This window comes from Moheibacter sp., assembly GCF_049672845.1.
Classification (GTDB): Bacteria; Bacteroidota; Bacteroidia; order Flavobacteriales; family Weeksellaceae; genus Moheibacter.
This window is the reverse complement of record NZ_JBATWT010000024.1, coordinates 13,220-26,892: the sequence shown is the minus strand read 5'-3', so window position 1 is coordinate 26,892 and position 13,673 is coordinate 13,220. Positions and strand designations below refer to the sequence as shown.

The 13,673-nt window shown below is 38.2% G+C and carries 13 protein-coding genes; 8 read left to right on the top strand and 5 right to left on the bottom strand.

Annotation, left to right across the window (positions count from 1 at the left end):
• Nucleotides 1-95: 95 nt before the first annotated feature.
• Entirely contained in the window at nucleotides 96-347 is a 252-nt protein-coding gene (locus tag WBF63_RS10600) for a type B 50S ribosomal protein L31 (protein ID WP_424369698.1), read from the top strand.
• Between the two features lie 81 nt (nucleotides 348-428).
• On the opposite strand, the gene WBF63_RS10595 is transcribed toward WBF63_RS10600, so the two are convergent.
• The 4 genes from WBF63_RS10595 to WBF63_RS10580 all read right to left on the bottom strand — a co-directional run bounded on the left by WBF63_RS10595 (nucleotide 429) and on the right by WBF63_RS10580 (nucleotide 4,369).
• Entirely contained in the window at nucleotides 429-2,216 is a 1,788-nt protein-coding gene (locus WBF63_RS10595; RefSeq protein ID WP_424369697.1) for an AMP-dependent synthetase/ligase, read from the bottom strand.
• 51 nt (nucleotides 2,217-2,267) lie between these two features.
• Complete coding sequence (locus WBF63_RS10590; protein WP_424369696.1) at nucleotides 2,268-2,498, bottom strand: hypothetical protein; 231 nt, start codon at nucleotides 2,496-2,498, stop codon at nucleotides 2,268-2,270.
• Nucleotides 2,470-3,840: an MATE family efflux transporter gene (locus WBF63_RS10585; RefSeq protein WP_424369934.1), complete on the bottom strand. Its 1,371-nt coding sequence runs from the start codon at nucleotides 3,838-3,840 to the stop codon at nucleotides 2,470-2,472. Before WBF63_RS10585 ends, WBF63_RS10590 begins: the two co-directional genes overlap by 29 nt.
• A gap of 127 nt (nucleotides 3,841-3,967) precedes the next feature.
• Nucleotides 3,968-4,369: a DUF1573 domain-containing protein gene (locus tag WBF63_RS10580; RefSeq protein WP_424369695.1), complete on the bottom strand. Its 402-nt coding sequence runs from the start codon at nucleotides 4,367-4,369 to the stop codon at nucleotides 3,968-3,970.
• A gap of 112 nt (nucleotides 4,370-4,481) precedes the next feature.
• Here WBF63_RS10580 and WBF63_RS10575 point away from each other — a divergent pair, with 112 nt between their 5' ends.
• The gene (locus WBF63_RS10575; RefSeq protein WP_424369694.1) at nucleotides 4,482-7,100 is read left to right on the top strand and encodes a valine--tRNA ligase; all 2,619 of its coding nucleotides are present in this window, start codon (nucleotides 4,482-4,484) and stop codon (nucleotides 7,098-7,100) included.
• 44 nt (nucleotides 7,101-7,144) lie between these two features.
• Here the strand turns inward: WBF63_RS10575 and WBF63_RS10570 are convergent, their stop codons facing one another.
• Nucleotides 7,145-8,194, bottom strand: a complete 1,050-nt coding sequence (locus tag WBF63_RS10570) for a hypothetical protein (protein WP_424369693.1) — start codon at nucleotides 8,192-8,194, stop codon at nucleotides 7,145-7,147.
• Nucleotides 8,195-8,222: 28 nt separating this feature from the next.
• On the opposite strand from WBF63_RS10570, the gene WBF63_RS10565 reads away from it, so the two are divergent.
• From WBF63_RS10565 to WBF63_RS10540, 6 genes are all read left to right on the top strand, one after another.
• A complete protein-coding gene (locus WBF63_RS10565) occupies nucleotides 8,223-8,474 on the top strand; it encodes a hypothetical protein (RefSeq protein WP_424369692.1) in 252 nt (83 codons plus the stop codon).
• Between the two features lie 115 nt (nucleotides 8,475-8,589).
• A complete protein-coding gene (locus WBF63_RS10560) occupies nucleotides 8,590-10,896 on the top strand; it encodes a putative monovalent cation/H+ antiporter subunit A (protein WP_424369691.1) in 2,307 nt (768 codons plus the stop codon).
• Nucleotides 10,880-11,326, top strand: a complete 447-nt coding sequence (locus WBF63_RS10555) for a Na+/H+ antiporter subunit B (RefSeq protein WP_424369690.1) — start codon at nucleotides 10,880-10,882, stop codon at nucleotides 11,324-11,326. The genes WBF63_RS10560 and WBF63_RS10555 overlap by 17 nt, the downstream gene beginning before the upstream one ends.
• On the top strand, nucleotides 11,327-11,680 hold the full coding sequence (locus tag WBF63_RS10550) for a Na+/H+ antiporter subunit C (RefSeq protein WP_424369689.1): 354 nt from the start codon (nucleotides 11,327-11,329) through the stop codon (nucleotides 11,678-11,680). It begins immediately after the preceding gene.
• Nucleotides 11,677-13,194 (top strand): proton-conducting transporter membrane subunit, encoded by a 1,518-nt coding sequence (locus WBF63_RS10545; protein WP_424369688.1) that lies wholly within the window; start codon nucleotides 11,677-11,679, stop codon nucleotides 13,192-13,194. Before WBF63_RS10550 ends, WBF63_RS10545 begins: the two co-directional genes overlap by 4 nt.
• Nucleotides 13,191-13,673: a Na+/H+ antiporter subunit E gene (locus WBF63_RS10540; protein WP_424369687.1), complete on the top strand. Its 483-nt coding sequence runs from the start codon at nucleotides 13,191-13,193 to the stop codon at nucleotides 13,671-13,673. The genes WBF63_RS10545 and WBF63_RS10540 overlap by 4 nt, the downstream gene beginning before the upstream one ends.

Here is a 13,673-nt window from a genome sequence, read left to right as displayed (position 1 = left end):
AAATTTATTATCTTTGCACACTCAAAATAGGAAAATTAGTTTAATGCAGTGGATGCTGACGGAAAGTTGAAATTGCCCAATAAAAAATAAATCTCATGAAAAAAGGAATTCACCCGGAAAATTACCGTTTAGTAGTGTTCAAAGATATGAGTAACGATGAAACTTTCATCACTCGTTCTGCTGCGGAAACAAAAGATACAATTGAAGTTGACGGTGTAGAATACCCGTTGGTAAAAATGGAGATTTCCAGTACTTCGCACCCGTTTTATACTGGTAAGCAGAAACTGGTTGACACCGCTGGGCGTATTGACAAATTCAAAAACAAATACGCTAAATTCAAAAAGTAAGATTTTAATTTGTTCATAATTTAAAACAAAAAGTCCCGAAAATTATCTTTCGGGATTTTTTTATATCTGGCAGGGAATTTATCATTCTCCTGCGTATCGTCCATATAGTTCCTTGTATAAATCCTTGTATTTATCCATAATCACTCTTCTTTTTAATTTGAGAGTAGGCGTGAGCTGACCACCTTCGATGGACCATTCATCAGGAGTGAGGCGGAAGGTTTTGATTTGTTCCCAATGTCCAAGTGATTTATTGTATGAATCAATTTCACGCTGAATCAGATCAATCAAATTTTGGTCTTTTACCATTTCTTCGCGTGAACCCGACAAGGAAATATTTTCTTCTTTTGCCCATGCAATCACATTTTCAAAACTCGGCTGAATAAGGGCCGAAGGCATTTTCTCGCCTTCTCCAATGACCATGATTTGTTCAATGAATCTCGATTGTTTGAAATCATTTTCAATGTTTTGCGGTGCAATGTATTTACCACCAGAAGTTTTAAAGATTTCCTTTTTACGGTCTGTGATTTTGAGATTTCCGTTGTGAAGCTCTCCAATATCTCCGGTTTTGAAATAGCCGTCCTCGGTCATTACCTCTTTGGTCATTTCGGGATTATTGTAATAACCCATCATCACGTTAGGGCCTTTGATTAGGATTTCTCCGTCCTGTGCAATTTTAACTTCCACACCGTCAATGGGTTTCCCAACCATTCCGATTCCAAATCCATCTTTGGACATGGAATTAACCGTACAAACAGGTGAAGTTTCAGTTAGTCCGTAACCTTCGAGAATCGGAATTCCGGCGCCCCAAAACATACGGTTCAATCTCGGAGAAAGGGCTGCGCTTCCGGAAACCATGCAAGTCATATTTCCGCCAACACCTTCACGCCATTTTTTAAAGACGATGGCATCCGCGATTTTATGTTTGATTTTCCAACCCAAACTTTGGTCTCCAAATGGTTCATAATTTTCTACCAGTCCGAGTGCCCACATAAAGATTTTGGTTTTAATACCGCCTGCAGAAGCTCCTTTATCGTAAATTTTCGCATAAACTTTTTCCACAAGTCGCGGAACAACTGTCATCACATCGGGTTTTACTTCTTTCAGATTATCTCCGATGGTTTCCATGTTTTCTGCATAATAAATCCCGATACTATTATAGGTATAAAGATAAATCAGCATCCTTTCAAAAATATGGCAAAGCGGAAGGAAACTCAGTGCTTTGGGTTTCTCAGAAGGGAATTTCGGAACTCTTGGATTGCTCGCAAGCACATTTGAAAGAATATTATTATGGCTGAGCATAACGCCTTTTGGTTTTCCTGTCGTTCCGGAAGTATAAATAATCGTTACCAAATCTTCCGGTTTTACATGCTCTTTTACGGCTTCGACTTCGTGTTGGTTTTCGGCATCGGAACCCAGATCCAGAATTTCATTTAGATTAGGTGCGCCTTCTACATGATCAAATGTGTAAACACCAATCAGAGATGGCACTTGTTCTTTAATCGAAATAATTTTTTCATATAATTCCGCATCCGATACAAAAGCAAATTTCACTTCCGAATCGTTGAAGATATAAGCATAATCTTTGGGTGAAATGGTCGGATAAACCGGCACACCGATACATCCGATCTGTTGCAAACCAATGTCAAGCAGGTTCCATTCGGTACGGTTGGTGGTGGAGGCGATTGCAATTTTATCACCGTGTTTTACGCCAAGTTTAAGAAATCCCCGACTTATGGCATTGGCTTTATTTACATATTCCTGCGTGGAAATGGTTTGCCATTTACCGTTTTTCTTCATGGCGATGCTGTCGGTGCGGGGAGAAGTCCGGAGCTGATGCTCCAAAATATCAAAGAGTCTTGTTATTTTCATATCAAATTAATTCTTTCCTAAATTAACAAAAATAATTTTTAATTCAAATTATTATTCGTCTTCGTAAGAATCCATCTCTTTGTCAAAAAAGTCAAATGCTTTCTCCATCAGATCAGCGATTTCCGTTTCAAGATCCACATCGGGCTCTTCTTCCAAAGCATCAAACCATTCAATTTCTTCGGTTTCGATGTCAAGCAAAAATCTTGGAAAATCAGTATGTATGATGAAAATTTTCTCGGGATAATCAGAATTATCAGCGATCAGAAACTTGGGTGCTTCCATAAATTAATTTTTTTGTTTGTTTATGATAGCGTAAAAGTAACATAATTGACGCAATTGTCAAGCCTGCTAACAAACCAATCCACATTCCAAATGCACGCATCTCAAAATAAATGGCAAGAAGGGCTCCAAGCGGCAATGCGATAATCCAATACGCAACAAATGTAATCATTGAAGGAATCTTGACATCCTGCATTCCACGCAAAGCACCCAGTGTCACCAATTGGATTCCGTCTGAAAGCTGAAACAAAGCGGCGATAATTAGTAGTTGTGCGGCAAGTTCAATCACGGCTTCATTGTCCAAATAAAAAGCCGGAAGTTGAAAACGCAGTAGAACCATTGCTATACCACAGATAAACATAAATGCAATCACCATGATAATGGCTGACCAACCTGCTTCGCGAAGTATTTTATAATTTTTTAAACCTAACTGATAACCAACCCGAACAGTTGCGGCTACGCCTAATCCCATGCACATCATAAAAGTGGTGGAAGCAAGACTAATCGCAATCTGATGCGCCGCCAGATGGGTCTTGGCGATTTCCTGTTCTGCTATGTCGGCTGAAAAGGCATATCCACAAATAAAAGCCGCACCGGCAAAAGCGCTCACCTCAAAAAAAGAAGTCATGGCAGTAGGAATTCCCATGTTCATAATGCTTTTTAATATACTGGAATCCAATACTTTGAATTTAACAGCTTGAAGGTATTCTTTGGTTTTTTTGAAATTCCACAATGTTATTACAAGCACAATAAGCATACTAACTCTTGCAAAGAAAGTTCCCCAACCGGCTCCTTCAACTTCCAGACGTGGAAATCCCCAATAGCCGTAAATCCAGCCATAATTGAGAACGATGTTGACTATATTCCCTATAATTGTTGCAACCGTAACCGGAATAGTCAATGAAAGTCCTTCTGAAAATTGCCGGAACGACTGGAAAATCATAATCGGAATCATCGACCAGGCCATAATGGATAAAAACGGAATCACCATGTCAATGACATCTGGAGGTTGCCCCATGTAATAGAGAAGAGGTTTGGAGAATTCAAGTAGAATGAGAAGAATTATTGCCAAACTAAGATTGAGTAATAATCCATGTGAGAAAATTTTCGCGGCGCCTTCTTTGTCTTTTTTTGCATCTGCAGCTGCCACTAGTGGCGAAATAGCAAAACTGAATCCAAATGCAACAACCAATGCCGTAATGAATACGGCATTTCCTAATGAAACGGCCCCCAATGCGGTTTTCCCAAGTTGTTCATCGACAACGTAATCAAACCTACCGCCGAGTCCGCCTACCATGAAATTGTCGACCAGATTGACCATAATCTGTCCGGCCTGCGTAATCATCACGGGTACAGCAAGTTTTAAATTACGTTTTAAATGTTCTCTGTAAGTCACTTGGGGTTAAAATAATTAAACAAAAAAATCCTTCAAAAATATGAAGGATTTCAGTTCGGAAATGTAAATTTCCTTATTATTTTTTCGCAGCTGTTGTAGCGTTTGGATTTGCTTCTACTACACCTTTGATGCGGAAGATTTTGCGACCTTCTGTAACAGCGTTTGAGCTGATGGTTACAGTTTTGTTGAATGCACCAGCTTTTGTAGTTGTTGTATATTCAACAGTCATCGGTGCAGATTTCCCCGGTGCAATCGGATCTTTCGGCCATTTTGGAACTGTACATCCGCAAGTTGCTTTAGCTTCTGAAATGATCAGAGGTTTGTCACCGGTGTTTTTAATCTGAACAGTAGTCACGGCTTTTCCACCATATTTGATGTTTCCCAAATCTACGTTAGATTCACTTATTTCGATTTCCTGTGCGTTTAGAAATGCTAAACCGCCTACAAAAAATGCGCCTGCTAATAATATTTTTTTCATTGAACTCTGTTTTTGTTGAACAAATTTAGAAATTAAATTTATAAATAGTTCTTACTAATCTTACATTTGCAATTCATTAACAAAACAATATCGACTAATATTTTTTGAACCGATGGAATTACAAACTAAATACAATCCGCAGAGCGTAGAACAGAAGTGGTATGATTACTGGATGCAAAATGAATACTTCTTTTCGAAACCCGACGAACGCAAACCTTACACCATTGTAATTCCACCTCCAAACGTCACCGGCGTTCTGCATATGGGACATATGCTGAATAACACCATTCAGGATGTGCTGATTCGTCGTGCCCGAATGAAAGGTTACAATGCCTGCTGGGTACCCGGAACCGACCATGCGTCGATTGCTACCGAGGCAAAAGTGGTAGCTAAACTCAAAGATCAAGGAATTTCCAAATTCGAAATCGGACGAGAGAAATTTCTGGAACACGCTTGGGAATGGACACACGAACACGGAGGAATCATCCTCGAACAACTCAAAACTTTGGGGTGCTCTTGTGATTGGAGCCGAACCAAATTTACCATGGATCCTGATTTGTCGGAATCCGTAACCAAAGTTTTTGTCGATCTTTACAACAAAGGTCTGATTTATCGCGGTTACCGTATGGTCAACTGGGATCCTGAAGCCAAAACCAATATTTCGGATGAAGAAGTTATTTATCAGGAAAAACAAGGGAAATTATATTTTTTAAGATATCTGATTGAGGGAAGCGAAGATTACATAGTTGTCGCTACCACACGTCCTGAAACGATTTTTGGCGATACGGCTGTTTGCATAAATCCTAATGATGAACGCTATTCATTTCTGAAAGGAAAAAATCTGATCGTTCCGATTGCAAATCGTGTGATTCCTGTTATCGAAGATGAATATGTGGACATCGAATTCGGAACGGGTTGCCTGAAAGTAACGCCGGCGCATGATGTGAATGATTATGAATTAGGAAAAAAGCACGAGCTGGAAATCATCGATGCCATAAATGATGATGCGACTTTGAATCATCACGCTTTGCATTATGCAGGAAAAGATCGGTTCAAAGTTCGTAAAGAAATCGAAATTGAACTCGAATCAAAAGGATTACTGGAAAAAGTAGAAAATTATAACAACAAAGTCGGAACTTCTGAAAGAACAGGAGCAGTCATAGAACCCAAACTATCGGTTCAATGGTTTTTGAAAATGCAAGACTTGGCGCAACCGGCTTTGGAAAATGTGATGAACGACACCATTCAGTTTCATCCTTCTAAATTTAAAAATACCTACAAACACTGGATGGAAAACGTTCACGACTGGAATATTTCACGTCAGTTGTGGTGGGGACATCAGATTCCGGCCTTTTATTATGGAGAAGGACAAGAAGATTTTGTAGTGGCGCTGAATAAACAGGAAGCATTACAGATTATTGAAAAAGAAAGAAATCTGGTGCTGACCGAAGAAGATTTACGTCAGGATGAAGATGCACTTGACACTTGGTTTTCTTCCTGGTTATGGCCAATTTCGGTTTTCAACGGAATTAACGACCCTGAAAACGAAGAAATTCAATATTATTATCCGACTCAGGACCTCGTGACCGGACCTGATATTATCTTTTTCTGGGTGGCCCGAATGATTATGGCCGGATATGAGTACCGAAACGAATTACCTTTCCAAAATGTATATTTCACAGGTTTGGTACGTGATAAACAAGGTCGTAAAATGTCGAAATCTTTGGGGAATTCGCCTGACCCGATTGAATTGATGAAAGAATATGGAGCCGATGGCGTTCGGGTAGGAATGTTATTGACAGCGCCTGCTGGAAATGACTTGCCGTTTGATACCGATTTGTGTCTGCAAGGAAGGAATTTTGCCAATAAAATCTGGAATGCATTCCGTCTGATCAAAGGTTGGGAAGTAGATGAAAATCTGGAAACACCGGAAGAAAATCGTTTTGTAACCGAATGGTTTTATTCAAAATTCAATTCAGAACTGAAAGAAATCGAATCGAATTATGAAAAATACCGGATTTCTGATGTTTTGATGTCGGTTTACAAACTGATTTGGGATGATTTCTGTTCATGGTATCTGGAAGCGGTAAAACCCGAATTTGGAAAGCCAATCGACCGCCAAACTTATGATGTGACGGTTGAATACCTTGGAAACTGTCTGAAAATCCTTCATCCGTTTATGCCGTTTTTAACCGAGGAAATCTGGCAATTGATGGAAGAGCGCAGTCCGGAATCGGCTATGATTATTTCCAAATATCCGGAAGTTGAAAATTTCTGGCAAGGTGTTTTGAATCAGTTCGATACAACTTCAGAAGTGGTTTCTGGAATCCGGGCCATCCGAAACGAAAAAGGAATTTCGCCCAAAGAAAAACTGGAATTATTTGCGACAGAAAATTCAAAAGAAGCATTGAAAACAGAACTCATTGAAAAATTGGGCAATGTTTCGGTTCAATTTGCACAGCAGTTTCCAGAAAAGGGATTCACGTTCAGAGTCGGAACTTTTGAATTCCTGATTCCGGTTTCTGAAAATGTGGATTTGGAAGCGGAGAAAGAGAAGTTGGAAAATGAAAAAGAATACCTCTACGGATTTTTGAATTCGGTGCGTAAGAAATTATCCAATGAAAAATTCGTCAACGGCGCACCCGATGCAGTTGTAAATGCCGAAAAGAAAAAAGAAGCAGATGCGCTGGAAAAAATTGCGCAGATTGAAGAGCAGTTAAAAAGTTTCTGATCTTGATTTGTATATTGTAAATCTGTAAAATGTATAATTAAACCTCACTCGCTTTTAGAACTTGTGAGGTTTTTTGTATTGGTGTATTTGATTTTATTAGAAAAAATACTGATAACCCAAATTACAGCGAATAAGCAGGGAAGTAAGAACCATAACTTTTCATTTCTTGAATTCCCCTTCGCATAATCATATTGATCAAGTATATATTTATCCTTGTAATAAATCCCTTTTATAGAGATTTCTTTTTTATTTTTCACGTGAGATGTGAAGTAGGGATAATCGGAATAACTGTGAAGACTTTTTTCATAATCATTTTTATCAATTAGAAATCCAATCGTATCAAATTTGTAAAACTTAGTGGCGTACCCGTTTTTTCTTAATTCCTTAATTCCATTTTCAAACAACATAAATTTATACCCCGGATATTTTACAAGTTTAATTCGAATATAATTACTTCCTTTTGGGGTTATGTACTTTGAGTCAGATGAAAGAGTACTTTCTATGTAAACAAAGTTTTCAATTTTTGTGTTTTTAGGATTTTCAAGATAGACTCCCAAAGTTAAAATTGAGGTAAAGAAAAAAAACAATACAAATAATAAAGTCAAGTCGGAAGTGAATTTGAATAAGATAAAAGGCTTTTTTATCGAATTATTTTCAGGGAAATTCGTTTCCAAATAAGTTTTTATCTTTTCATACTTTTCCAGTTCCCAGTTCGATTTGAGGATTTTAAATCTGACTTTTTCATTCTGAAGGAATAGACACTCTGAGTTTTCTTTTTCAGGAAAACGAGAGGTAGGGTCTTTATCATAGCAAATGCCTACAACCTGATAAGAGGATAACCTCATTTTCCATTTGAAGAATAAAAATCGGTATTTAAATGAATTCTGATCGAATTCAAAAACTTCGTATTGATTGCATATCCAAAAATATAATTGTACAATGATTAGAAAGGAAAGTAGATAAAAATTAGTAAAACTTAATTCAAAATAAGAAACACCTATGATATAAGCCAGGCAACTAATTGCCGTTCCAGCACTCCATAACTCGTAACTATGAGGATTATAATAAAATTGCCTTCGTACAATTAAATTCATTTGCTAAATTTATAATTAAATTCTAAGTATGCATTTCAAGACCAACAATGATTTAATCCGTCAAATCGAAAAAAACACCGGTTTGGAATTTCTGGAAAAAGAAATGGACGGAAATCTTTGTTTTGCACAAAATAATTTCGATTTGCGTGACGAATTCAAATCGGGATTCAGTTTTTCTGATTTTATTTATTTTTTGAAAAATTTTTCTGAAAAATCTCTAATAATCCCTTCCGAAGCCGCAACATTTTGGGAATTAGTGGAAAAAGGAAAAAATATTTAAGAAAATTATACAACTTATTTAATTTTTTCTGATTTTTTTAGGGTTTTTAGTATTTTGGGGATCGAAAGATTTCGCCGATTTTCGTACTTTTACGAACCCTGAAACAAAAACCTTTATGATAGGTATCTTAATAACCGTTTTTGTCGTCGCATTTCTGATTCTTTTTTCGGGGAATTTATTCCGTCCCAAATATTTCCGGCTTTTGACGATTTTTCCGTTAATGCTGTTTTTATATTTCGGATATTTTCTGATAAATCTCCAATGGGAAAGCAGTTTGCTCCTGCATTACAAATGGATTCCGGCGCTTGGAATCAATCTGGATTTTAAGCTGGACGGACTTTCCGTGCTCTTTTCGTTAATGATTACCGGAATCGGAACCCTGATTTATTTCTATGCTTCGGATTACCTGAAAAACGCTCAATATCTCAATCGATTTTATTGTTACCTGACGCTTTTTATGGGTTCGATGCTCGGTTTGGTTTTGTCAGACAATCTGATGAGTGTTTTTATGTTTTGGGAACTAACCAGCATTACTTCGTTTTTCCTGATTGGATTTAACAACGAAGAAGAAAACTCGCGTAAAAGTGCTATGACTGCCTTTGCCATAACCGGATTGGGCGGATTCTTTCTGTTGGCAGGATTTCTTCTGATAGCCAATGTCACAGGTAGTTTTTCGATTCATGAGTTGATGAATTCACGGGAAATATTACAGAATAATTCGCTTTATGTTCTCATTCTGATATTTATTTTTGGAGGTGCCTTTACCAAATCGGCGCAGTTTCCGTTTCATTTTTGGTTGCCGGGCGCGATGGCAGCTCCAACGCCAGTTTCGGCCTATCTGCATTCCGCAACCATGGTAAAAGCAGGGATTTATATTCTGGCACGTTTTTCACCGGTTTTAAGTGACGGATATATTTGGAATCATACGTTGATGATCGTGGGTGGAATTACTATGATTTACGGAGCGTTTCACAGTATTTTCAGAACGGATCTCAAAGCAATTCTGGCATATTCCACGGTTTCGGCATTGGGGATCATCGTTTTTTTATTGGGAATCGGAACCGAATATGCCTTGTATGCTGCTGTAACTTTCATTCTCGTACATGCACTTTATAAAGCGACTTTATTTCTTACAGCGGGAATCATTGATCATGCAGTACATACGCGTGATATTACTGAACTTTGGGGATTGGGGAAATATATGCCGATTGTTGCCATTGCAGCTTTTGTAGCGGCTTTGTCCAGTGCAGGCGTTCCGCTGACTTTTGGATTTATCAGCAAAGATCTGATTTATGAGTCCACGCTGAATTTCCCCAAATGGGGATTATACCTGACTATATTGGCGGTTGCTACCAATGTTTTATTGGCTTGTTCGGGATTTCTGGCAGGCGTAAAACCCTTTTTGGGAAAACTGACGAAAGAACCACCACATCTGCACAAACCTTCTTTTTATCTTTGGTTGCCGGTTGTGATTTTAAGTATGCTGACTTTGGTTTTCGGGATTTTTCCTTACATAGCGGATGATGGAATTCTGAACTATGCATTTGAGTCAGTGGCCGGAGGAGAAACAGCACTTTATTTGAAACTCTGGCACGGATTCAACACGGTTTTGATGTTGTCTTTACTGACTATTGTTTTGGGATTGTTTTTATTTGTGGTCAATCGTTATTTGCGGGCACCACTTCAGAATATTTTTAAATTGGAATCCATTTCGCCTCAAAGTCTGACGGAATCTTTTGGTGAATTTTTCAGAAAATTCGCATTTATTTATACCCGATTGATGCACAATGGATATTTGCGTAACTATTTGATTGTTATCATTTTATTTATAACCGGACTGGTCGGATACAGATTTTTCACAACAGTTCCTATTGAACTGATCACAGAAGATTTATCGGGATTCAGAATTTATGAACTGACAGTCTTTATCATCATTTTGGTATCGATTTTTTATACGCTCAGAACGACTTCCAGACTGACGGCTATTGCGAGTCTGGGTGTGATCGGATATTGTATCTGTCTGATTTTTGTGTTTTACGGAGCACCGGATCTGGCGATGACACAGTTCGCAATTGATACGCTGACTGTAGTTTTATTTGTATTGGTATTGTTTAAATTACCGGGTTTTCTTCCGTTCAGAAACAAGAAAATTATATTCCGTGATGCCTTGATTTCTCTTGGCTTCGGAGGATTAATTATGCTGATTACTTTGCAGTCGCTGGTTTATCCGGCCAATAAAGAAATCAGTCGTTTTTATGCAGAAAACGCTTATACCTTGGCGAAAGGGAAGAACGTGGTAAATGTTATATTGGTGGATTTCAGGGGATTTGATACTTTGATCGAATCCGTTGTTTTATCCATTGCTGCATTGGGAGTTTATGGAATTTTAAAGTACAGAGGAATCAATGAAGAGGCAGACTAACCGACAGAAGTCAAAGAAATTTGACTTGATTATTTTGAAAACCGCAACGAATTACCTGATTCCGTTGTTGCTGATGTTTTCTGTGTTTGTTTTGCTGCGCGGACATTATTTATCAGGCGGTGGATTTGTAGGCGGACTGATTGCTTCGATTGCATTTGTACTGCATTCATTTGCCCATACAACCAAAGTTACACTGGCATTGTTCCGGTTTTCGCCCAAAACCCTGATTCCGGTCGGACTGTCGATTTGTCTGCTAAGCGCCTTGCTTCCTGTTTTCACAGGAGCGCCTTTTTTTACCGGACTTTGGCTGGAAGAACCCATTGCGGTAATTGGTTCGGTGGGAACTGCATTGTTTTTTGATATTGGCGTTTATGCGGTTGTACTGGGTGTTACATTGACGATTTTGTTTACAATTAAAGATAATGTTTAGATGGAGTTATTGCTGATTTTACTTGTTGGAATTTTTTATGCATCCGGAATCTTCTTGATGCTCCGCAGAAGTATGGTAAAACTGCTTCTCGGACTTCTATTGTTAGGAAACGGAGCCAATATTTTGATTTTTCTAACAGGCGGACTTACAAAAGGAAAACCACCCATCATTGACGAAGCAGAAAAGACCTTTACAGGTGTTTATGCCGACCCTGTTCCTCAAGCTTTGATTCTGACAGCGATCGTAATTAGTTTCGCTTTGAATTCATTTGCCGTGATTTTGCTGAAGAAAGTTTATGCTACAACCGGATCCGATGATTTGGATTCCTTAAATATTCAGGATTTAGATATATGATTACGAATTTCATACTTGCACCGATTTTATTGCACATGTTTACGGCAATTATTTTGCTGTTTTTCTGGCGAAATATCGCGGCGCAAAGAGTAATCAGTGTCATTGGAAATTTCTTTGCCTTTTTTCTTTGTCTGAGATTGTTTTTGGCTACCGAAGAATTTGGTTATCTGATCGTGCAGGTGGGAAGTTGGGAAGCGCCATTCGGGATTATCTTCGTGTCAGATGCCCTGAGTTCGATTATGGTGGTTTTGACAGCAATTGTCAGTCTGGCAGTTGGGATTTATTCGACAGTCGCCATTAATCCGAGTCGGATCAAATACGGATATTTTGTGATTTTCCATTTTTTGGTCATGGGACTTTTGGGTTCCTTTTTGACCGGAGATATTTTCAATTTGTATGTTTGGTTTGAAGTAGTGATTATTTCTTCTTTTGTGCTTTTGACGCTGGGAGGAAAGAAACTGCAGATGGAAGGTGCTATCAAGTATGTGACAATGAACATGTTGGCGTCCATTGTTTTCCTGACAGCTATAGGTATTTTGTACGGAATTACCGGAACGCTTAATATGGCCGATTTGGCTGTAAAAATAAACGGTGTACAAAACGTGGGATTGGTTTCTGTAACGGCTCTTTTGTTTTTTGCCGGATTCGGAATTAAATCGGCAATTTTTCCTTTGTATTTCTGGCTTCCTTCGTCTTACCATACCCCGCCTTCGGCCATTGCAGCTATTTTTGGCGGATTATTGACCAAAATGGGTATTTATGCGATGCTCAGAACTTTTACTTTGATTTTTCAGCCCGATGAGTTCATGCAAAACGTTTTTATTGTAATTGCGGTTATGACCATGATTACGGGTGCTTTAGGTGCGATTAACAAACGAAGTATAAGAAGATTAATTTCTTATCTGATTGTTTGTCACATCGGATATCTGATTGCCGGGATTGGACTTTATACGGAAATAGCTATTGTGGGTGTGATTTTTTATCTGATGCATGATGTGATTGTCAAAAGTAATTTGTTGATGATTACGGGAATTATTCAGAAAATTCGTGAAACGATTGATATGACAAGGCTAGGCGGATTGTATAAGGATTATCCAAAGCTATCTATAGTTATTGCCATTGCGATGTTTTCACTGATCGGGATTCCGCCATTGTCGGGATTCTGGCCGAAAATTCAATTCTTTGGCGAATCATTGCGTACAGAGCATTATGTACTTTTGGGGGCTTTTATTTTTGCCAGTTTTGTTACTTTGTATGCGATAGCAAGAATGTGGTCTGAAGTGTTCTGGAAAGAATCTCCAAAACCATTGACCGATGAAATCGACCGGTTTGCAAGGCTTTCCATTTATAAAAAATTTGCTTTGGTGGCACCGGTTACTGCACTTTCTTTGGTATCTTTATACTTGGGACTGAATGCAGGATTTTTTTATGATTTGGCACAAAGAACTGCGGTAGAATTAATGAATCCGGAACTTTATATAGATGCGGTACTAAACGGGAATTACGGAAAATGATAAAGAATTTTTTACTTAACTTATTGCTTTCACTGGTTTGGGTTGCACTCACCGGCCACTTGAACTATCCCAATTTTCTATTCGGATTTTTCCTCGGATTTATTATTTTATGGGTATTAACGCGAACTGGGACAATTGAAGAGAAAAGTTATTTCTATAAAGTTCCCAAACTGCTTCTTTTTTGTGTGTTCTTTTTCTATGATATGATCCGTGCCAATATAGAAGTCACAAAAGAAATTCTGACGCCAAGGTTTAAATTGAATCCGGCGGTTGTGATTTTTGAGCACCGGCTGAAATCGGATTTTGAGATTACGATGATTTCCAATCTGATTGCTTTAACGCCCGGAACAATGGTTTTGAAAATCAGTCCCGACAAAAAATATCTTTACATCCACAGTTTTAATCTGAAGGACAAGGATAAATTTTCGGAACATCTGAGAAATGGTTTGGAGAAAAAATTAATTGAAGTTATACGATAA